Here is a 19,764-nt window from a genome sequence, read left to right as displayed (position 1 = left end):
TATGACGACAACAATAAATCAAGAAATGAATACCATAGACTATGACTTATTATATGGCTGGTCAGTAAAATTAACAGGTGAAGTAGATTTGCTTCAAAATAAAGAAGAAAAGATAGCTATACTTCTTAAATCAAAAAACTTTTGAGATGTTTCTAGTCTTGTTTTTAAAGTCTTCAAAATGGGAGTTCAAGTGCACTCGGCACCTCATTTTGTAGAAAATATATCTTTTACACTGGGCAAAGAAATTATAGTAGAAATTAATCCCTTTATTTATCAACAAAATGATTAATTTCTGTTGATAACTCCAAAAATTTCTAGAAGAATCCGTTTATTAAAAGCATATTATTATCTAAAAGGAGATTAGCCATGGCTAATTTCCTTTTCATTAGTAACATTACTTTGACAAGACCTTACTAATAAGACATACTAAGTGGAATAGTTTTTTCTACGAATACATTAAGAGAAATGACTACATAGAGGAAAGAAAGGAAGTATGGGCAATGTTTTTATGTAAAACAACTGGAGGCATTACCTATTATCGTATGACTCATTTTACCTCATCACTATAAAAATTAGGAGTGTAGAAAATGAAGAAATTGTCAATACGAGAAAGTTTTGCTTTACTATTTTTATTATTAATTATGATCGGTGTCAGCATTATTAAATTTAATTTGGATCCACAAACGCCCTTATTATTAGCCATAACTGTGCTAATCATCTGGGGAAGGTTTCGTAAACACAGCTGGGAAGAGATTCACGAAGGCATTCAAAAAGGTGTGAAGACAGGTGTTATTCCAATGATTATTTTCATTCTAATTGGTGCCTTGATTGCTATTTGGATTGCCTCAGGGATTATTCCTTCGATGATGGTTATTGGATTTAAATTATTAAATCCTAGCTTCTTTATTCCATCCGTCTTTTTAATTTGTGCCGTAGTGGGTACGTCGATTGGCTCAGCCTTCACGACAGTTTCTACCATCGGATTAGCTTTTTTGGGGATGGGAACAGCTATGGGTTTTGCCCCTGGTTTAGTAGCGGGAGCGATTGTATCGGGGAGTGTTTTTGGGGATAAGATGTCTCCTTTATCCGATAGTACAAATTTATCAGCAGCAGTAGCTGAAGTAGATTTGTTTAAACACATAAAAAACTTAATGTGGACAACGATTCCGAGTTTGATTCTATCGGCTTTATTGTTTTTGTTTTTTGGAATGAACAAGCAACTTGCAACAACGAACCAAGTTGCTGAGTTAACAAAAGTGATAGAAACGAATTTTACCGTAAGTTGGTTAGCAGCCATCCCAATTGTTCTTATCTTCATTAGTTCATGGAGAAGGATTCCAGCTATCCCAACACTATTGATTAATATTGCTGTTTCGATTGGATTATTAAAAATTCATTCGCCAGAAGTCAGCCTTTCGCAGATGTCCAGTTACATTCAAGAAGGATATGTTTCAACAACAGGTAATGAAATAATCGATGCGTTACTTTCAAGGGGTGGAGTTCAGAGTATGATGTGGTCTATTTCACTGATTATTTTGGCCCTTGCTCTAGGTGGATTGTTGATGGAATTTAAGATTATTGATACAGTTATGGCGCCAATTTCTAATGCGCGTCTATCAATTGGGAATCTAATTCTAGTTACGGCATTATCTGCTATCGGCATTAATGCTTTAGTCGGTGAACAGTATTTAGCGATTGTTTTGCCAGGAAATGCCTTTAAGAAAACATACAAACAGATGGGACTATCTCCTTTAGCTCTTTCACGTGTACTAGAAGATGCGGGTGCAGTGATGAATTCGTTAATTCCATGGGGCGTAAGTGGTGTCTTTATCTCAACTGCTTTAGGCGTTCCAACGTTAACGTATTTACCATATGCTTTCTTTTGTTTATTTTCACCAATCTTAACGGTGATAAGTGGCTATGCAAATATTGGGATTAAAAAACTTAAGCCATCAACATTAAGCTAATAATAAAAAGTCGAAAGTATGTTCAAAACGTACTTTTGGCTTTTTTGCTTTTCAAAAAAATCAATCCTCTAACTTGACTTATACAGGTGAAAATCTCTACTATAAAGATAATAGATTCGATTTATCATACAACAAAGGGGATGGCAAGTAATGGAAACAGTTACGTTAGCAAATGGAACGAAAATGCCACTAGTTGGAACGGGGACGAATACGTATGGAAAAGTAGAAAATCAATACAAAGGTGACTTGAATAATGATTTTAGAGCGTTAGAATCAGCTATTAAAGCAGGTTATCGTTTAATTGATACGGCTATTTATTATCGAAATGAAGCAGGTGTTGGTCAAACAATCAAAGACAGCGGCATTGCTCGAGAAGAATTTTACTTAACAACAAAAATCCCTGAAATTGAGGAGTATATAGGATCTAAAGAAATCGTTGAACAAGCTTTATTGAAAAGTTTAGAAAACTTACAAACAGACTACATTGATTTATATTTAATCCACCAGCCGATTGAAGACAAAAAGACGTTAAAAAGAACATGGCAAGTATTGGAGTCATTCGTTGATGCAGGAAAAATAAAGTCGATTGGTGTATCTAATTTTTCTATTAGACTATTAGAAGAAATGAAAGTTTACACAAAAATCCAACCTGCTGTCAATCAGATTGAATCCAATCCATCTAATTGGAACAATGAACTAATTGACTACTTGAAAAATCAATTAATCATACCTGAAGCTTGGGGGCCATTAAGTAGAGTAACCGAGGAACAACGAGCTAAGTTAACCACTATTGGGGATAAGTATGGGAAAAACTGGGGACAAGTATTGCTTCGTTATCAAATTCAGAGAAAAGTCGTGGTTATCCCCAAATCTCATAACATACAGCGCCAATTATCTAATTTAGAGCTATTTGATTTTAACTTATCCACAGGAGATATCCAGATAATTGAAACGCTCTAATAGCCTATTTGTTTAAAAGAAAGGTTTTTTAAGTTTTTATACTTAAAAATCTTTTTTACTACTCCAATTTAGATTTAAGCTTTGGAACGGACCAGATTCAACCTCCATTTACCTCACTTGTCCGAAGCGAAACAAAAACTGCCGAGTGAGAGGCTAGAGGGAATGAGCTGGTCGGTTTAGCGTTGAAAACGCCTGAGTGAGGTAATCTGTTTGTCTGACTTGTCCATTTTGAAGAAAAGAACCTCATCACTGCTCCTATTCGCGTTTCGGCTTTGGAACGGACCAGATTCAACCTCCAGCTACCTTAATTGTCCAAAACGAAACAAAAACTGCTAAGTGAGAGGCTAGGGGGAATGAGCTGGTCGGTTTAGCGTTGAAAACGCCTGAGTGAGGTAATATTTTTGTTTGACTTGTCCATTTTGAAGAAAAGAACCTCATCACTGCTCCTATTCGCGTTTCGGCTTTGGAACGGACCAGATTCAACCTCCAGCTACCTCACTTGTCCAAAGCGAAACAAAAACTGCCGAGTGATGGACTAGAGTGAATCGACTGGTCATCTTTGCGTTGAAAACGCCTGAGTGAGGTAATATTCCTGTCTGTCTTGTCTATTTAGAAGGGTGAAGAATTAGTTGGTGGGTTATAATGAGTGTAAGAAAAGAAAGTACAGATAAGTGGAAGTAATGTTGGGAGGAAAAAATTGAAGCGAGTGGTTTTAGTTTCATTTATAGCTATTTTATTGAGTATCCTAGTGGTAGGGTGTGGAAACAAAAAAAGGGCAGACTCCGTTAATGAAAGTCAGTTAATAAGTGAGTCAAAATCAAGCGAGATTACTCAAGAGAAAATAGCTAATAGCGAAAAACGTGATTCAAGTTCCACTAGCCAAGCTAGCATACCGACTCTTTTTATCCATGGGTATGGCGGAACGGATTTTACATTCAATGCTATGCTAACTCGTTTTGAGGCTGAAGATTACGGAAAACAAGAGTTAACCCTAACTGTTGAACCAGATGGCGGTATTTTTGAGACGGGTAATTGGCAGAGCGATTCTTCTAATCCGTTCATTCAGGTTTTATTTGTAGATAATAAAAACAATGAATGGAATCAAGCTGATTGGATTAAAGCCGTTTTGGTTTATCTAAAAACGACTTATCAGGTAGATGAAGTGAATTTAGTTGGGCACTCAATGGGAGGAGTTAGCAGCTTTAGATATTTAGTTGCTTATGGAAAGGAAGATACACAGCCAGTTGTTAAACGTTTCGTAGCAATGGGTGCGCCATTTAATGATTTTGTAGCTGGTAATGAAAATCAAACACTTGAAGCACTGCATCAAAATGGTCCACTTGTTTATAGCGGGCGCTACACGGAATTTTCAGCTGCAATTCAACAGTATCCTGCATCAACAGGAATGCTCAATATTGCTGGAGATAAAACAGATGGATCTAAAAGTGATGGCACCGTTTCTCTCAGCAGCAGTTTATCCATTGGGTACTTAATGCAGTCAAATAAATTTAACTACCAAGAGGTGATAATAACGGGTGACCAAGCCAGCCACAGTCAATTACATGAGAATAAGGATGTTGACGAAAGAATTGCTGAATTTTTACAATACGATAGATAAAGAACTCTACTAATTCTCATCAAAAGAGGCTAGGAAAGAATGAACTAGTTAATAAGCGTATGTAGGAGTGAGAAAATGTGGGGGGAATAGCATTAATGATTTTGGTTATTTTAGTTATTCTACTTATGATAGGATTAGGTATCGGAGGAGAGTTCTTTTACCGTAAAGCCGTAGCGTTAAATGACAAAGAGTTTATTGGGCAAGCTATTATTGCGGGTGTCTATCCGCTTGATGATCCGTGGAGAACGGAGCGAATGTGGTACGAGAAAGCGAATCATCAGATTCTTACGATTCAATCAACGGATAACTTGATCTTATCAGCTATTTATTTAGCAGAAAATCCAGATTCTAAAAAGGTAGCACTATTAGCTCATGGGTATACTGGCAATTTGAAAGAGATGGCACCATACGCCAAACGATATGCTGAAATGGGCTTTAACGTCCTTGTGCCAGATGCTAGAGGACACGGGGAAAGCGAAGGGAATTATATTGGATTTGGTTGGCATGAACGAAAAGATTACTTGCAATGGATTCAATTAATGCTTGAAAAAGTCGGTAAAGATACTGAAATAGCTTTATTCGGCATTAGTATGGGTGGTGCAACAGTGATGAATGTTAGTGGTGAACCCTTACCTGCTAATGTTAAAGTCATTGTGGAAGACTGCGGGTATAGTTCTGTAACAGGTGAATTAGCTCATCAGTTGAAAGAAATGTACCATTTACCGGCTTTTCCCTTAGTGCTAATCACTAGTTTAATCACTAAAATTCGTTCGAACTACTGGTTTAGTGAAGCGAGCAGTGTGAACCAAGTGAAGAAAAATAAGTTTCAATGCTCTTTATCCATGGTGAGAAGGATACATTTGTTCCAACAAAAATGCTTCATGAGGTATACGAAGCGAATGCGTCGCCTAAAAAGATGTATCTCTCACCACATGCAGCGCATGCAAAAGCCTATCAAGAAAATAAAGAAGCCTATAAAAAAGTGGTTCAAGAATTTGTTTCTACCTATATAAGTTAATTGAGAGTAAATAAAAAAAGATTTCAACCAACATATATGGTTGAAATCTTTTTTTAAATTTGTACGCCTAATTTCAACCGTTTGACGACACGTGATAAAGCAAAACAAATACTGAAATACAATAAAGCCATTGCAACAAACATCGGGATAACATAGTCGGTATTTTGACCGTAAATAATTTTAGCGTTATGTGTAATCTCAGGAAGAGAGATAATGACAGCCAAGGAAGTGTCTTTAATCAGTGAGATGAACTGACTTAAAATAGGTGGAACCATCGCTTTAAAGGCTTGTGGAATAATAAGATGCATCAACGTTTGGCTATACGTTAGTCCAGTTGAAAGACCTGCTTCTGTTTGTCCTTTAGGTATAGAGTTTAGTCCGGCACGAATAATTTCAGATAGCATAGCTGATTCAAAAATAGTCATTGCAGCAATCGCCGACCAAAAGATGTCTAAGCGGATGCCGATTTGTGGTAAAGCAAAGTAGGTGAAGAAGATAATCAGTAAAAGTGGCAAGTTTCGAATTAAGTCAATGAGTAAACCGACTAATTTTGAAACAGCTGGAATCTTCAAGTAACGAACTAAGCCTAATAAACTACCAATAATAAAACTGAAAATAATGGAAAGAACCGCTACTTCTACGGTAACTAGGAGTCCATCCAACAAGAAGCGGATGTTGACCCATGATAAAGCCTCTACAAAGTTCAATTGAATTTCCTCCTTTTAATCGTTACTCGCTAAGCGACGTTCAATGTGCGCCATCAAGTAAGTTAATGGTAAAGTGATGATTAAATATAAAAGACCGATTAAAATATAGGTATCAAATGTATTAAAAGTTGTGCTTGCGATCAAGTCTCCTTGATACATCAAATCAAGACCGGCTACCATAGCCAGCACCGATGAATTTTTAACAAGATTGATAAATTGATTGCCAAGAGGCGGAATAACAATTTTAACCGCTTGAGGCAAGACAATGTAGCGCATTGTTTGGCTATAGGTAAATCCAGTTGAAAGACCAGCTTCCATTTGTCCTTTTGGAACACTTAAAATACCTGCTCGGATGGTTTCAGCAATAAAAGCAGACGTGTAAATCGTCAATCCAATTGTTCCAGCTGTGAATCCATCAATTTGGAACCAATACAATGGAACAACAACATAGAAAAACATCACGATAATCAGTAAAGGGATGTTTCTGAAAAACTCAACATAAGCACTAGCTAATAATCTGACCACTTTATTTGTTGAAATTTGAAAGATAGCGAATAAGGTACCAATTATTAAACTAAAAAATAAGGCAATGACACTTGAATATAAGGTGAATTTAAACCCCTCAAGTAAAATACCTGAATTATCATTGAAAATTTGAATCATAGGTGACACCTCACTTTATCTATTGAAATAAGTACACTAATTAATCTAATTTAGGAATCCATTTTGCGTAGATTTTATCGTAAATCCCATTCTCTTTAATGGTTTGTAAAGCAGTATTAATCGTTTTAACAAAAGGCTCTTGTCCTTTATTGATAGCAATCCCATAAGGTTCGTCAGTGAAGTTATCACCGGCTAAACGATAGTCTGGATTTTTAGCAATGATGCCTAACAGGATAGCATTATCCGTGGTCATTGCATCGCCTTGGCCAGATTGCATGGCGGTAAAAGCTTCAGAATAATTTTCTAATTCAAGAACTGTCGCGTCGGGCGCATATTTTCTGATATTTACAGCAGATGTTGATCCTTTAACTGCTAAAACAGTTGTTTCACTGGATAAGTCTTCAATACCTTGGATTGAGCTGTCCATTGGAACCAACAAAGCTTGTCCAGCGGCGAAGTAAACATCCGAAAAATTAACTTGCTTTTTACGTTCTTCGTTAATGGTCATCGTAGCGATAATGACATCGATATTGCCATTTTTTAATAAGGGAATCCTTGTTTTTGATGTGACTTCAACAAAATTTGCATTTTGGGCATCACCGGTGATCTCTTTCGTTAAAGCTTTTGCGATATCAATATCGAATCCTTCAATCTCTGTTGTTTCAATATTGTATAATCCAAATAAACTTGTATCTACTTTTACTCCCCAAGTAATCTCTGGGTTTTCTTCTAGTCGGTCGTTAATAGCTACTGTAGATAAGCTTTTTGTACCACAAGCTGCTAATAGAAGTACCGGAAAGAGTAAAAGGAGTAAAGTAACTGGTTTAAACGTCTGTTTCATTTAAACACCCTCCTTTTGATTAATGATTAATAATTTTACTTAAAAATTGTTTTGCTCTTGGTTCTTGGGGATTCTCGTAAAAAGCAGCTGCTTCACGGTCTTCTAAGACTTGCCCATCTGCCATAAAAATAACCCGGTCAGCTACTTCACGAGCAAAGCCCATTTCGTGGGTAACGACAATCATCGTCATGCCTTCTTTAGCTAATTTTTTCATAACATCTAAAACATCTTCAATCGTTTCAGGATCAAGCGCACTTGTTGGCTCATCGAAAAGCAAGACATTCGGATCCATTGCAAGCCCTCTAGCAATCGCAATCCGTTGTTGTTGTCCACCGGAAAGTTGAGAAGGATAAGAATCTTTTTTGTCTAGCATATTTACTTTATCTAATAACTTTTCAGCATTTTTTTGTGCTTCTTCTTTTGTTTGTTTCAATACTTTTACGGGTGCAAGCATGATGTTTTCTAGCACTGTTTTATGAGGGTATAAGTTAAAGTGTTGGAAAACCATTCCGACATTTTTCCGAATTTTATTGATGTTTGTTTTTTTATCGTGAATATTGTATTCATTAATAGTCAAATCGCCTTTTGTAATTTCTTCTAGTCCATTAATACAACGCAACATCGTACTTTTGCCGGAACCAGAAGGACCAATTACTACAACAACTTCCCCTTTTTTGAAATGTAAATTAATATTTTTTAATGCATGAAAGTCACCGTAATATTTTTCAACATTTTTAAATTCAATCATGTAGACACACTCCTTAATCAATTTGTGAAGATAAATAAAGGAGGAAGAATAGGAGGCGCTTTAAATACCTCTTATGCTTCCTATCTTTATATAAAACAGTTGCTTTTTAAAATAAGTTAGCTAAAAAACCATTAAATAAAATAGCCACCAACAGGGCTGACTAGCATTCATCTTTTCAGATATAAATTTAAGGACTTATAAAAAATAGTCAGAAATAGTCTAATGCAAAACGACATAATGTAGTCATAATACGTTGTATTGTTCGCTTTCTGTTGGGTTAGCTAAGCCATGAACCCTAAGATTAGCATTAAACTAGTTGAATTGTAAATAAGAATTAACTGAAAGTTTTTTACAACTGATTTTATTGATCAAAAAAAACCTTCTTTCTTTGTGTTTTTAGCATGAAAAGAATGAAAAAAGGAGAGATTTATTTTTTTTCTAAAATTCAAGCGAAATCTTATGAATATTGGTATACTGAATGTATCTAAATTTTAGAAAGAGAAGGTAAATAAGCTATGGAGCGTATTCATATTTATCATACCAATGATTTCCATTCTCATTTTGAAAATTGGCCAAGAATTTCTGCTTATCTTCAAGCTAAAAAGAAAGAAAAAGTTCAGTTAAATGAACCGTGTTTTTTGTTTGATCTTGGAGATGCGTGTGATCGAGTCCACCCTTTAACGGAGGCGACGAATGGGCAAGCGAATGTGAAATTATTGAACGAAGTCCATTACGATGCTGTAACAATTGGGAACAATGAAGGAATTGGCAGTTCAAAAGCAGAACTGAATCAGTTATACGATGAAGCAAACTTTAAAGTTATTTTATCAAATGTGTTGGATAAAAAAACTGCCGCTTACCCGGATTTTACCCAGCCGTTTGATATTTTACAGACAGAAACAGGACATAAAATTGGTTTATTTGCCTTAACAGCGCCTTTTCCTACTAGCTACGAACCAATTGGTTGGAAAGTAAAAGAGACTGATGATGTGATACCCGAAATGTTAGAGTTATTAACGCCTCTTGTAGATACGGTGATTTTATTGTCTCATCTAGGTATTCTTGAAGATCGAGAAATTGCTGAAAAATATCCAATGATAAAAATCATCCTAGGTTCACATACTCATCATTTATTACCAGAAGGCGAACAAGTGCGCAATACATTAATAGCAGCAGCTGGAAAGTTTGGGAGATATGTTGGTCATGTAACCCTTGATGTCGAAGGCAGTCGCTTAGTTTCCGCACAGGCAACAGTTACTGAAACAAGTCAGCTTCCAGCTGTTGATAATGAAGGAGATTTGATAAAAGGCTACGAACAGCTAGGTCATCAACTCCTAAACGAACAAGAAATTGCTTTTGTGCCTAAAAATTTATCTGTCAGTTGGCAGAAGAAATCTAATCTAGTTGAGGTTGGATTAGAGGCGCTTAAAGATTATGCTAAAACGGGTGTAGCGATAGTCAATGCGGGTTTGTTTATGCAACCAATTATCAAAGGAATTGTAACCAATGATGAGCTGCATCAGATTTTACCGCATCCTATCAGAGTCATGCGCTGTACGTTAAGTGGCGAAGAGTTGATTCGCTTGATGTATGAGATGAATAAAAACCATCTCTTCTTACGCAATTTTCCAATTAAAGGGATGGGTTTTAGAGGCGAAGTTTTTGGTGAAATTTGTTATAGTGGAATTCATCTTGATGAAAAAACAGGTGAGGTAACCTGGCAAGGTGAGCAAATTAAAGTAGAAAAAATCTATACTTTTGCTACGGTTGATCACTTTCTTTATGTTCCATTTTTCCCGACCATAGAGTTGAAAGGAAAGAATGAAGTTTTATTCCCTTATTTTATTAGGAATGTTTTAGGACAGTATTTGCAAAAAGAGTTTCCCATTAGACACTAACGGATAAGTAAGAAAAACAAATACGAATAGAAAATGTAGGTGGAAAAGATGCCAGGAAATGAAGTCAATCAAAGTGAACAGATAGATAAAACAAAAGAACAGACTTTGGAAAATAAGTCTAACGGGAAAACCGTGAAAAATGACGAATATAAAAAAGCAAGAAAACAACCAACGAGAGAATCACATAGCAAAAAGCGCATTCCCTCAAGAAAACGCACAACTGAAAAGAAAGAAACAATGGCATTGGGTTCAGCGTTGCAACTAGAATCAGAGTTAACTGGCGAAAAAATAGAACAGCTTGTTTATCGTATAGATGCTACTATGATTACAATTGATGGAATAAAGTACGAAATTGTTAAAGACTACAAAGAGGCTTTTGATGGCGAACGTCTAGGTGAAAGATACAGCGAAATTCTTGATAAATATGACTATATTGTAGCGGACTGGGGATTTGAACAGTTACGCCTAAAGGGGTTTTATGATAATCGTAACCGAAAAGTTCCACAAGACCAGAGGATTAATAATTTAGAAGATTACTTATATGAATACTGTAATTTTGGCTGTCCTTATTTTGTTGTCCAACGCTTAGAAGCGAAAAAGAATAAGCCTAAGAAAGAAGCAGCAGAAAAAATAGAAAAACCCATTAGAAGAAAAAGAAACCAAAAAAACAAAAATTCAACGAATCAAAAACAAGAAGCAAAAGAGCAAACAACACGAGCTGATGTTGAAAAGGATAAAAAACAAGCTCCTTTAAGTTCTAAAACAAAATCAAGACCCAAACCAAAACCAAAACCAAAACGTGATTTTGTTAAAAAAGAGATAAAGACAACGCCCATTGAGAAAAAGCAAGTACAAGAAAGTGAAACGTTTAAACCAAAGAATGAGGCCAATGGTAAGCGTCACTTTAGTATTCGGCGTAAAATAAGTGAAACGGATAAAGAAAAAGAATAGGAGTTGTAAAATTAAGTATGGATTATAAAGGCTATTTAATTGATTTAGACGGAACGATGTACAATGGAACAGAACCTATTCTTGCAGCCCCAAGATTTATCAAACGACTACAAGATAAACAGGTACCCTTTTTATTTGTTACGAACAATACAACGAAAACACAAGAAGAAGTGATGGATAATCTGCAGACGAATTTTGGTATTACTGTAACAGAAGATCATATTTATACGGGTTCATTAGCGACAGCTAAGTATATGAAAAAATTAAATAAAGGCAATAAAGTTTTTGCCATTGGAGAAACAGGTCTAAAAGATGCCTTAACTAAAGCTGGCTTTATTGAAGATAAAAAAAATCCTGATTTCGTCGTTGTTGCTTTAGATCGTGAAGCTACATATACCGATTTTGAAACAGCAACTTTAGCTATTCAAAAAGGGGCCCAATTTATAGCGACTAATAAAGATACGAATATGCCAAGTGAAAAAGGGATGGTTCCTGGAGCAGGCTCACTAGTAGCTTTAGTCGTTGCTGCAACTCGAGTAGAGCCTACATTCATTGGGAAACCTGAGTCGATTATTATGGGTGAAGCATTGGAAGCAATTGGATTAAAGAAAGAAGAAGTTGTCATGGTTGGTGACAATTATGAAACAGATATTTTAGCTGGTATTCAAAATGACATCGATACTTTATTGGTTTACACTGGTTTTACGAAACCAGAAGACTTAACACTAGATATGAAAAAACCTACGCATAGTATCCATTCGTTAGATGAGTGGACAATAAGATGAAAAAGACAGCTAGTCACTTTTTCGGTTTAATCAGTTTATTTTTATGCATTTTAACTTTAGCCATTACCTTTACGATCAATTTCACTCCGTTATATGCATTTGACGTCACTTATTTTACTATTCCTGAATCACTCGGTTTCCGCAAAGAAACGATTATGAATAATTACTCTATTTTATTAGACTACTTAAATAAACCTTGGGTATCAGAATTAGTGATGCCAGATTTTCCTAGTTCAGAAGATGGTCTTTTCCATTTTTATGAAGTAAAGAGATTATTTTTACTAAATTATAGTGTGGCTTTTCTATCAACGATCGGAACTTTCTTTTATTTGAGATACATTAAACGTACTGAACAAACTTGGAAACTTGTTCGTCCATTTCAATGGGGAATGATTATGCCTTTTGTTGTTTTAGTCATTGTGGCTTTAAATTTCGATGCCTTATTTATTGCTTTCCATGAATTGTTTTTTAACAACGATGCTTGGTTATTCAATCCTTCAACAGACCCTATTATATTGGCTTTGCCAGAAGCATTCTTTATGCATTGCTTTATTTTAGTTTTTTCTTTGATAGAGCTAGCGATGGTAATCGGCTATTTTACTACTAAACGATTAGCGTTTAAAAAAAGATAAAAAACAGTAAGCACCCTACTAATTTAATAGTAAGGTGCTTACTGTTTCTTGTTTTCTTTTCGAAACAAGATAGGTCGCTCCAAATCTTGCCATAATGGAGCTTTGAACCTTAGCTCTTTGGGTAATGTTACATTTCCTTGTCAGAGCTGAACAGAGTTCTTCTTATCTTATTTTACTAGGTCGCTTTTTGCTGGGTTGGCGTGTGCTAGTCGACTTGCTGCCGCCGCCGCGATAGCTCCGACTATGTCATCCATAAAGGTGTGTACTTTATCGCCTTCGTGACTGTTTAGTTGAGCTAAAATACCCGGCTTTATTTTATCGATATAGCCATAGTTTGTAAATCCAATTGATCCGTAGACATTAACAATTGAAAGAGCTAAAATTTCATCAATCCCATAAAGTCCTTCATCACTTAAAATGATACTTTGTAAAGGTTCCATTAATTGGTTTTGTTCTGCTAAAATATCTAATTGAATCCCAGTCAAGATAGTGTTTTGAACTTCGCGTTTTGTTAAAACAGCTTCAACGTTAAGCAAACATTCTTCTTGGGTTAAATCTTTAATATAAGGTGTTTGTAAAAATAAAACTAAATCTGCTATATCCGTTAATTCTACGCCACGTTCTTTAATCAAGCTAAGTGCTTTTTGATGCAAACCTTCACTTTCTTTTACCATGTTGTAAAACCTCCTATAATAAATAAGTCCATTATACCGTAACTAAAGAAAATAGTCGGAAAAAGTGACTTTTAAAATAAACTAGTACTGTGCATGGGTTGAACACGTTCGTCTGGGTTGATGTAACTCATCGCATTATTAATAGCTGTAGGAGCTTCACCGAAGCCAGTCGCAATGAGTTTGATTTTACCGTCGTAGGTACAGATGTCACCAGCAGCATATATGCCAGGAACAGTGGTTTCCATTTTTGTGTTAACAACAATTTCGTTATGCTTTACTTCAAAACCCCAATTCTTCATAGGCCCAATAGAAGAAGTAAAGCCATAATTAACGAGAAAATCATCGATTTCTAGTGTTTTTTCTTGGTCTCCTCTGACTTCTTTTAAAGTGACGTGGCTTAAAGAGCGATCGGTACCACTTAGAGATTCAGGTACAAAGGGTGTTTTTATTTCAACACTAGATTTTTCAAGCAAAGAAACACTGTGTTCTAGTGCTCTGAATTTATTGCGACGATGAATGAGGTAAACTTTTTTAGCGATGGGCTCTAGCGCTAATGCCCAATCAACAGCAGAGTCTCCACCACCACAAATAGCAACGGTTCGGTTTTTAAATTGTTCAACATTATTAACGTAGTAATGAAGGGTTTTACCTTCATATTTTTCTGCCTGTTCAATTTCTAAGCGACGCGGTTGAAACGCACCATTTCCAGCAGTAATAATAACTGCTTTTGAATAGTGAATGGCTTTCTTAGTGTGTAATTCAAATATACCGTCATGATTCTTTTTGATATCAACCACTTCTTCTTCCAAGCAAGTTGTTTGATCGAAGCGAGACAGCTGAACAGCGAGGTTGTCAATTAATTCTTGGGCACCAATCACTGGCATAGCAGCAATATCAAAGATATCTTTTTCAGGATAAAGCATTGATAATTGTCCGCCGAGTTGTGGAAGGCTTTCGATAATTTTAACTTTTGCATTCCGCATACCGCCATAAAAAGCCGCAAACATGCCTGTCGGGCCACCACCAATAATCGTGATGTCAAATAGTTCTTCAGTTGTTTTCAAGGTTATTCCTCCATCTAGTAATAAATCTGTCAGGTGTGTTTTAGTATAACGTGAAATTTTTTTGGATTCAATGGTCTCCGATATAAATAAAAACATCTTTATTAGCAGGACCTACACTGGTCCACTAAAAGATGCTTTAAGATAATTATCCGACCAAACTGAAATTTTTCAGAATCCGATAGTTAGTAAAATATTTTTAACAACAAAGGCAACGCCAATACCGGTTAAAATTCCAAAGAAGACTTCAATCGGTTTATGTCCTAAATATTCTTTCAAATGAGTCTCTTTTTGCACGGTTTGTGTGCCGTCAGGTTCTTGGGAAATTCTTAAAACTTTGTTGCTGAGGTTTTGAAAATCAATGATTAAGTGATTCAATAAGATCCCTTGTTCGCCACTTTGTCTGCGAACACCCATCGAATCAAACATGACAATCATCCCAAATGTACTAGCGATTGCTACAAAAGGTGAACTCACACCTTCTTGAAGGGCTAAGGCTGTGATCAAAGCCGTCACAGATGCCGAATGAGAACTAGGCATACCGCCGGTTGAAGTAGCTAATCCCCAGGTGCTTTTCCTTTGTAAAAGAAAAGCAACTGGAATTTTAATCAGTTGTGCAAAGATAATCGCGGTTACAGCAGCGATAAGAGGAAAATTAGATAAAATTGCCATAATGTACCACCTTTTTTAAGTAAAGCCTATTTATTTTCTCTATCATACCATGAAAACAGAGCATGCTTAAGTTAAAAGAATTAAAAAATCATCTTTTTTAGTTCTAAATAGGGTTTAAAACGCTAAGTTAGCAATAAGATTAAAAATTAGTTCCTGTATTTGATTAAAATCATTGGTAAAAAGTTAACTTCTTAAGTATGATTGAAGAGTAATTAAAAATAAGGAGGATACAACATGACTCAACTTTCTCAATTATCAAAAGAAATAGCAGACAACGAAAAATTAGTAACCGTTAAAACAACGATGGGTGACGTTAAAATTAAACTCTTCCCAGAAGTGGCTCCTAAAACAGTTGAAAACTTTTTAGGCCTAGCAAAGAAAGGCTATTACGATGGCGTTATTTTTCACCGTGTCATTCCTGAATTTATGATTCAAGGTGGTGACCCAACAGGTACTGGAATGGGCGGAGAAAGCTTATGGGGAGATTCTTTTGAAGATGAATTTTCAACAGAAGTTTTTAACTTGTACGGCACACTTTCAATGGCTAATGCTGGACCTGGGACAAACGGAAGCCAATTCTTTATCGTTACAGCTCCAGATGGAACACCTTGGTTAGATAACAAGCACACTGTTTTTGGACAAGTTATTGAAGGTATGGATGTGGTTGAATCTATTCAAAACGTCAAACGTGGTCCTCAAGACAAACCTGTTAATGATGTTGTAATCGAAACAATCGAATTAGCTTAAGTTAAAAATAAAAAAACTCGTTGCACTAGTTGCGATGAGTTTTTTTATTTTGGCTGAGTACAAACCATAACTAACTTTTATAATGAAACGTCTTTTATTTAGTGAAATAACAAGCTAATCTATAAGAAAGAAAGAGCAATAAAAACCAATAGAGAAAACTAAAAAGAACCCCTAAGGCGTCAATTGGAAAGAGTAATCCTGCAATAGGATTTAAAAAGTGATCAAGAGCAACAAAGATTAAGATAGTTAGGACAGTCAGTTTTATAGGCAAGATTGAAACCTCCAATGGTAAAGAATAAATGCAAAAAGGGCAGTAGATAAATATAAGATATCCTATTTAAAAAAAATCGACAAGTCAATTGAGCCATTAAAAGCTCAATAAATCTAACAGCAGCTAAAACGAGTTGTGATTGAAGCAGTAAGAGTTTGTTTACCCTGTTTTTTTCATTAGATTAGTTGAGAACGCCCTCATTTTTTACGACTTATGTTATAATATAGTGGACAACAAGAGTGAGAAGGGACTGTTTAATGAATGATGTATGGTGCAATTGAAGCAGGTGGAACAAAATTTGTTTGTGCAATAAGTGATGAACGAGGAGAATTAAAAGAGAAAATTAGTATTCCAACAACAACGCCAGAAGAAACACTGGAACACGTTTTTAATTATTTTGATTCGTTCGAGTTATCAGCGATAGGCATTGGGTCATTTGGCCCGATAGATGTTAATCCAACGTCACCAACTTATGGATACGTAACGACAACACCTAAAACAGCTTGGAAAAACTTTGATTTCTTAGGAGCTATCAAAAAAAGATACGCTATTCCTATAGGATGGACGACTGACGTTAACGCAGCAGCGTTAGGAGAGGTGAAAAAAGGGGCAGCAATGGGGCTTTCTAGTTGTGTTTATCTAACGGTTGGTACGGGTATTGGTGGTGGAGCAGTTGTAAATGGAGAATTATTATCCGGATACGGTCATCCAGAAATGGGGCACATCATGGTTCGTTTGCACCCAGATGAAACGTTTAAAGGAACTTGTCCATACCACGGAAATTGTCTAGAAGGTATTGCAGCCGGTCCAGCTATCGAACAAAGATATGGAAAAACAGGTCATGAATTAACCTCTGATTCAGCTGTTTGGGAAATGGAAGCCTACTACATTGCTCAGGCATTGATGAATTATACGTTAATAGTAAGTCCTGAAAGAATTGTCTTAGGTGGAGGAGTTATGAAGCAAGCACAACTATTCCCACTAATTCGCCAAGAATTTGAAAAACTAATGGGTGATTATGTTGAACTGCCTCCATTAGAAGAATACATTGTTCCACCAGCTCTAGGAGATAATGCTGGGATTACTGGATGTTTGTTGTTAGCGGCAGAACAACTAACTAACTAACTAACTAAGTAAAAACGACTCAATAAAAGCCACTTTTAAAGTGTTCTTCTTATCGAGTCGTTTTTATTTTTATTGTTCAAAAGCAAATTTGATTCGTTTTAAGCCTTCTTCAATAAGCACTTTTGGAGCTGCAAAATTTAAGCGCATATATTGTGAGCCTCCTGGACCGTATGCCACACCAGCGTTTAAGGCGATTTTACCTACATGGATAAAGTGATTCATCAATTCTTCGTCCGTCAAACCAAGGCTAGAACAATCAAACCAGAATAAGTACGTTCCTTGTGGTTTCATATAGTTCACTTGGGGTAGTCGTGTATCAAAAAAGTGACAAACCATCGTCAGATTTTCTTCGAGCCTTGCCATCAATTGTTCCAACCAAGGGCCACATTGAGTAAATGCAGTCTCCGTAGCAACATAGCCAAATGTATTCAAGCAACTATGTTCAATAGCTTCTTGGTAAAGATGAATTTGTTTGTAGAGCTTTGGGTTATGGGCAAAAATCATAGCTAATTTTACACCCGCTATATTAAATGTCTTAGTTGCAGCAGAAAGTGTTAAGACAAAATCTTGGTAGCTTGGGTCTAAGGTAACTAAAGAAGTAAATTGGTAAGGTGAAAAAATTAAGTCAGCATGTATTTCATCACTAATAATGAGCACGTGGTATTTTTTACAGAGTTCAGCTAAAGTTAAGAGTTCTTGTTTAGACCAAACACGTCCACCTGGGTTTTGTGGATTACATAAAACAAATAATTTCACTTGCTCTTCAACCAGTTTCTTTTCGATGTCTTCAAAATCCATTTTAAATTGATTGTTCTCCATTAATAGTGTAGAACGAATACAGCGGCGTTTATTTAATTCAATCATAGTTGAAAAAGGTGTATAAACAGGATCGTGAATCATAATAGCGTCTTGTTCGTTGGTTAGAGCCTGAATAATAACGGCAATACTAGGAACAACTCCTGGTGCAAATAAAATAGCGTCTTTTGTTAATTCCATTTGATGGTGCTCTTTTTGCCAGTGAATAATAGCGTTATAAAGAGTGTCAGGAGGAGTGGCGTAGCCTAAAATACGAGTATCAAGAACGCCCTTTAATGAATCAAGTATGGGTTGTGGACTGGAAAAATCCATATCGGCTACCCACATAGGTAAAACTTCTTCGCAACCAAATTGTTGATCTAAATTATTCCATTTAAGTCCTAAACTGTCTTTACGGTCGATAACTTCGTCAAACGAATAGTCCATATAAACACTCCCTTTGTCTTGTAATAAAATAATTTTGTTCATCTCTGTCCCAGTATACGTTAATAAAGATAGTGATTCTATAACTATTTACCTTTCATAAAAAAAGAATCAGACTTTGAAAGCGAATACTATTTTCATAAATTTTATCGTTATGATACAATTAAGAAGCAAATAAATAGAAGATTTTTATAAACGTATTAAAATGAGGTGACCGGGTGGATTATAAAATTGGGATGATAGTTAAAGGGAAAATAACAGGTATTCAACCTTATGGTGCATTTGTTTCTTTGGATAAAGAGACGCAAGGATTAATTCATATTTCCGAATGCACGCATGGATACGTTAAAAATCTAAATGATGTATTAACTGTTGGAGACACAATGGATATTATGATTTTAGATATCGATGAGTATACAAAGAAAATTAGTCTGTCATTAAGAGTACTAGAAGAACAAAATCATTTCCAGTACCATTCTAAAAAAAGAAAATACCGCCAAGAAAAAACGGATCGTGATGGATTTGATACTATCCGTGAGTTAATGCCGTATTGGATCAAAGAAGCTAAAGACGATGAAGCAAGGCAAATAAACTGAGGAAGATTTATTTGTTCTTTGTGCTGTATTAAAAATTTATCTATTTACTGACTGGATTTAAAAACTTAAGCGTGAGGTGTTTGAAAATGACAGAAAGACAACGGGTAGCTGGAACTATAATGACGCATAGCCCAGAAGGTAAATACTTATTTTTAGTGAAGGAAGAAAATGAAAAAGTTTCCTTTCCAGTAACTCAGATTCTTGATACACAAACAGGGTTAGCGTGTATTTTAGAAGAACTAAAGCAACAGTTAGCTATTGATATCCACAATCTAAACTTATTTGAATTAACAAATGCAGTTGTTAACGGAAAGAATATTCCCTTATTTGTATTTGAAGTTGCAAACAAAGAGATACAGGTAAGTACTATTTTGAAAGAAAATTTAGCGCATCTCTCTTTTGTTCAATCAGCTACTTTAAAAGAAGCTCTTGAAGAATGGGAAATTACTGGTGTTCCACAATTTTAAAATAAAAATAACAAACAGCATGCCACGTGAAATCATGCTGTTTTTTCTTGCTATTTCTATAAAAAACTACTAAAGTTAAGAAAGTATGATAAATGAAGCAAGGGTACATTTATAAATACATAAA

At 35.6% G+C, this 19,764-nt stretch carries 20 protein-coding genes and 1 pseudogene; 13 read left to right on the top strand and 8 right to left on the bottom strand.

Annotated elements, in window-relative coordinates; translation table 11 throughout:
* Nucleotide 1: 1 nt before the first annotated feature.
* The 5 genes and pseudogenes from B9Y54_RS12235 (at nucleotide 2) to B9Y54_RS00585 (ending at nucleotide 5,563) form a co-directional block, all read left to right on the top strand.
* A complete protein-coding gene (locus B9Y54_RS12235) occupies nucleotides 2-145 on the top strand; it encodes a hypothetical protein (protein WP_159446028.1) in 144 nt (47 codons plus the stop codon).
* A 442-nt stretch (nucleotides 146-587) separates the two neighbouring features.
* Nucleotides 588-1,967 (top strand): Na+/H+ antiporter NhaC, encoded by a 1,380-nt coding sequence (gene nhaC, locus B9Y54_RS00600; protein ID WP_085558505.1) that lies wholly within the window; start codon nucleotides 588-590, stop codon nucleotides 1,965-1,967.
* 150 nt (nucleotides 1,968-2,117) lie between these two features.
* Nucleotides 2,118-2,927 (top strand): aldo/keto reductase family protein, encoded by an 810-nt coding sequence (locus tag B9Y54_RS00595; RefSeq protein WP_085558504.1) that lies wholly within the window; start codon nucleotides 2,118-2,120, stop codon nucleotides 2,925-2,927.
* Nucleotides 2,928-3,633: 706 nt separating this feature from the next.
* The gene (locus B9Y54_RS00590; RefSeq protein WP_234987921.1) at nucleotides 3,634-4,545 is read left to right on the top strand and encodes an alpha/beta fold hydrolase; all 912 of its coding nucleotides are present in this window, start codon (nucleotides 3,634-3,636) and stop codon (nucleotides 4,543-4,545) included.
* Nucleotides 4,546-4,640: 95 nt separating this feature from the next.
* Nucleotides 4,641-5,563, top strand: a pseudogene (locus tag B9Y54_RS00585) (alpha/beta hydrolase).
* Between the two features lie 53 nt (nucleotides 5,564-5,616).
* Here B9Y54_RS00585 and B9Y54_RS00580 read toward each other — a convergent pair.
* The 4 genes from B9Y54_RS00580 to B9Y54_RS00565 are packed head-to-tail and all read right to left on the bottom strand — an operon-like array spanning nucleotide 5,617 to nucleotide 8,522.
* Nucleotides 5,617-6,270 carry an amino acid ABC transporter permease gene (locus tag B9Y54_RS00580; RefSeq protein WP_085558502.1) on the bottom strand — a complete coding sequence of 218 codons (654 nt, stop codon included), beginning with the start codon at nucleotides 6,268-6,270 and terminating at the stop codon, nucleotides 5,617-5,619.
* A gap of 15 nt (nucleotides 6,271-6,285) precedes the next feature.
* Nucleotides 6,286-6,933, bottom strand: coding sequence for an amino acid ABC transporter permease (locus tag B9Y54_RS00575; protein ID WP_085558501.1), 648 nt, complete (start codon nucleotides 6,931-6,933; stop codon nucleotides 6,286-6,288).
* Nucleotides 6,934-6,973: 40 nt separating this feature from the next.
* Entirely contained in the window at nucleotides 6,974-7,774 is an 801-nt protein-coding gene (locus tag B9Y54_RS00570) for a transporter substrate-binding domain-containing protein (protein WP_085558500.1), read from the bottom strand.
* Nucleotides 7,775-7,793: 19 nt separating this feature from the next.
* Complete coding sequence (locus tag B9Y54_RS00565; protein WP_085558499.1) at nucleotides 7,794-8,522, bottom strand: amino acid ABC transporter ATP-binding protein; 729 nt, start codon at nucleotides 8,520-8,522, stop codon at nucleotides 7,794-7,796.
* A 515-nt stretch (nucleotides 8,523-9,037) separates the two neighbouring features.
* Here B9Y54_RS00565 and B9Y54_RS00560 point away from each other — a divergent pair.
* From B9Y54_RS00560 to B9Y54_RS00545, 4 genes are read left to right on the top strand one after another with little or no spacing between them, the layout of a single operon-like run.
* Entirely contained in the window at nucleotides 9,038-10,420 is a 1,383-nt protein-coding gene (locus B9Y54_RS00560; RefSeq protein ID WP_085558498.1) for a bifunctional metallophosphatase/5'-nucleotidase, read from the top strand.
* 48 nt (nucleotides 10,421-10,468) lie between these two features.
* Complete coding sequence (locus B9Y54_RS00555) at nucleotides 10,469-11,371, top strand: YutD family protein (RefSeq protein WP_085558497.1); 903 nt, start codon at nucleotides 10,469-10,471, stop codon at nucleotides 11,369-11,371.
* 17 nt (nucleotides 11,372-11,388) lie between these two features.
* Complete coding sequence (locus B9Y54_RS00550; RefSeq protein ID WP_085558496.1) at nucleotides 11,389-12,156, top strand: TIGR01457 family HAD-type hydrolase; 768 nt, start codon at nucleotides 11,389-11,391, stop codon at nucleotides 12,154-12,156.
* The gene (locus B9Y54_RS00545) at nucleotides 12,153-12,788 is read left to right on the top strand and encodes a TIGR01906 family membrane protein (protein WP_085558495.1); all 636 of its coding nucleotides are present in this window, start codon (nucleotides 12,153-12,155) and stop codon (nucleotides 12,786-12,788) included. The genes B9Y54_RS00550 and B9Y54_RS00545 overlap by 4 nt, the downstream gene beginning before the upstream one ends.
* Nucleotides 12,789-12,955: 167 nt before the next feature.
* Here B9Y54_RS00545 and B9Y54_RS00540 read toward each other — a convergent pair whose 3' ends face one another.
* The 3 genes from B9Y54_RS00540 to B9Y54_RS00530 form a co-directional block, all read right to left on the bottom strand.
* A complete protein-coding gene (locus tag B9Y54_RS00540) occupies nucleotides 12,956-13,462 on the bottom strand; it encodes a phosphatidylglycerophosphatase A family protein (RefSeq protein ID WP_085558494.1) in 507 nt (168 codons plus the stop codon).
* Nucleotides 13,463-13,533: 71 nt separating this feature from the next.
* Entirely contained in the window at nucleotides 13,534-14,526 is a 993-nt protein-coding gene (locus tag B9Y54_RS00535) for an NAD(P)/FAD-dependent oxidoreductase (protein ID WP_085558493.1), read from the bottom strand.
* A 168-nt stretch (nucleotides 14,527-14,694) separates the two neighbouring features.
* Complete coding sequence (locus B9Y54_RS00530) at nucleotides 14,695-15,195, bottom strand: divergent PAP2 family protein (RefSeq protein WP_085558492.1); 501 nt, start codon at nucleotides 15,193-15,195, stop codon at nucleotides 14,695-14,697.
* A gap of 234 nt (nucleotides 15,196-15,429) precedes the next feature.
* Between B9Y54_RS00530 and B9Y54_RS00525 the strand changes: the two genes are divergently transcribed.
* Together B9Y54_RS00525 and B9Y54_RS00520 are read left to right on the top strand one after the other, a co-directional pair.
* The gene (locus B9Y54_RS00525) at nucleotides 15,430-15,942 is read left to right on the top strand and encodes a peptidylprolyl isomerase (RefSeq protein WP_085558491.1); all 513 of its coding nucleotides are present in this window, start codon (nucleotides 15,430-15,432) and stop codon (nucleotides 15,940-15,942) included.
* 532 nt (nucleotides 15,943-16,474) lie between these two features.
* Nucleotides 16,475-17,338, top strand: coding sequence for an ROK family protein (locus tag B9Y54_RS00520; RefSeq protein WP_085558490.1), 864 nt, complete (start codon nucleotides 16,475-16,477; stop codon nucleotides 17,336-17,338).
* A gap of 69 nt (nucleotides 17,339-17,407) precedes the next feature.
* On the opposite strand, the gene B9Y54_RS00515 is transcribed toward B9Y54_RS00520, so the two are convergent.
* Nucleotides 17,408-18,580: a MalY/PatB family protein gene (locus B9Y54_RS00515; RefSeq protein ID WP_085558489.1), complete on the bottom strand. Its 1,173-nt coding sequence runs from the start codon at nucleotides 18,578-18,580 to the stop codon at nucleotides 17,408-17,410.
* Between the two features lie 215 nt (nucleotides 18,581-18,795).
* Here B9Y54_RS00515 and yugI point away from each other — a divergent pair, with 215 nt between their 5' ends.
* Both yugI and B9Y54_RS00505 read left to right on the top strand, forming a co-directional pair.
* A complete protein-coding gene (yugI, locus tag B9Y54_RS00510) occupies nucleotides 18,796-19,173 on the top strand; it encodes a S1 domain-containing post-transcriptional regulator GSP13 (protein ID WP_085558488.1) in 378 nt (125 codons plus the stop codon).
* A gap of 86 nt (nucleotides 19,174-19,259) precedes the next feature.
* A complete protein-coding gene (locus B9Y54_RS00505) occupies nucleotides 19,260-19,640 on the top strand; it encodes a hypothetical protein (protein ID WP_085558487.1) in 381 nt (126 codons plus the stop codon).
* Nucleotides 19,641-19,764 lie beyond the last annotated feature (124 nt).

Origin of the sequence: Carnobacterium iners, assembly GCF_900177385.1 — a bacterium.
Taxonomy (GTDB): Bacteria; Bacillota; Bacilli; order Lactobacillales; family Carnobacteriaceae; genus Carnobacterium_A; species Carnobacterium_A iners.
This window is presented reverse-complemented; position numbering and strand designations above follow the sequence as displayed.

Excerpts from the sequence above, each read along its gene's own strand:
- B9Y54_RS12235 (WP_159446028.1), top strand. The coding sequence starts at position 2 with ATGACGACAACAATAAATCAAGAAATGAATACCATAGACTATGACTTA.
- nhaC (WP_085558505.1), top strand. The coding sequence starts at position 588 with ATGAAGAAATTGTCAATACGAGAAAGTTTTGCTTTACTATTTTTATTA.
- B9Y54_RS00595 (WP_085558504.1), top strand. The coding sequence starts at position 2,118 with ATGGAAACAGTTACGTTAGCAAATGGAACGAAAATGCCACTAGTTGGA.
- B9Y54_RS00575 (WP_085558501.1), bottom strand. The coding sequence starts at position 6,933 with ATGATTCAAATTTTCAATGATAATTCAGGTATTTTACTTGAGGGGTTT.
- B9Y54_RS00570 (WP_085558500.1), bottom strand. The coding sequence starts at position 7,774 with ATGAAACAGACGTTTAAACCAGTTACTTTACTCCTTTTACTCTTTCCG.
- B9Y54_RS00565 (WP_085558499.1), bottom strand. The coding sequence starts at position 8,522 with ATGATTGAATTTAAAAATGTTGAAAAATATTACGGTGACTTTCATGCA.
- B9Y54_RS00560 (WP_085558498.1), top strand. The coding sequence starts at position 9,038 with ATGGAGCGTATTCATATTTATCATACCAATGATTTCCATTCTCATTTT.
- B9Y54_RS00555 (WP_085558497.1), top strand. The coding sequence starts at position 10,469 with ATGCCAGGAAATGAAGTCAATCAAAGTGAACAGATAGATAAAACAAAA.
- B9Y54_RS00550 (WP_085558496.1), top strand. The coding sequence starts at position 11,389 with ATGGATTATAAAGGCTATTTAATTGATTTAGACGGAACGATGTACAAT.
- B9Y54_RS00545 (WP_085558495.1), top strand. The coding sequence starts at position 12,153 with ATGAAAAAGACAGCTAGTCACTTTTTCGGTTTAATCAGTTTATTTTTA.
- B9Y54_RS00540 (WP_085558494.1), bottom strand. The coding sequence starts at position 13,462 with ATGGTAAAAGAAAGTGAAGGTTTGCATCAAAAAGCACTTAGCTTGATT.
- B9Y54_RS00530 (WP_085558492.1), bottom strand. The coding sequence starts at position 15,195 with ATGGCAATTTTATCTAATTTTCCTCTTATCGCTGCTGTAACCGCGATT.
- B9Y54_RS00525 (WP_085558491.1), top strand. The coding sequence starts at position 15,430 with ATGACTCAACTTTCTCAATTATCAAAAGAAATAGCAGACAACGAAAAA.
- B9Y54_RS00520 (WP_085558490.1), top strand. The coding sequence starts at position 16,475 with ATGATGTATGGTGCAATTGAAGCAGGTGGAACAAAATTTGTTTGTGCA.
- B9Y54_RS00515 (WP_085558489.1), bottom strand. The coding sequence starts at position 18,580 with ATGGACTATTCGTTTGACGAAGTTATCGACCGTAAAGACAGTTTAGGA.
- B9Y54_RS00505 (WP_085558487.1), top strand. The coding sequence starts at position 19,260 with ATGACAGAAAGACAACGGGTAGCTGGAACTATAATGACGCATAGCCCA.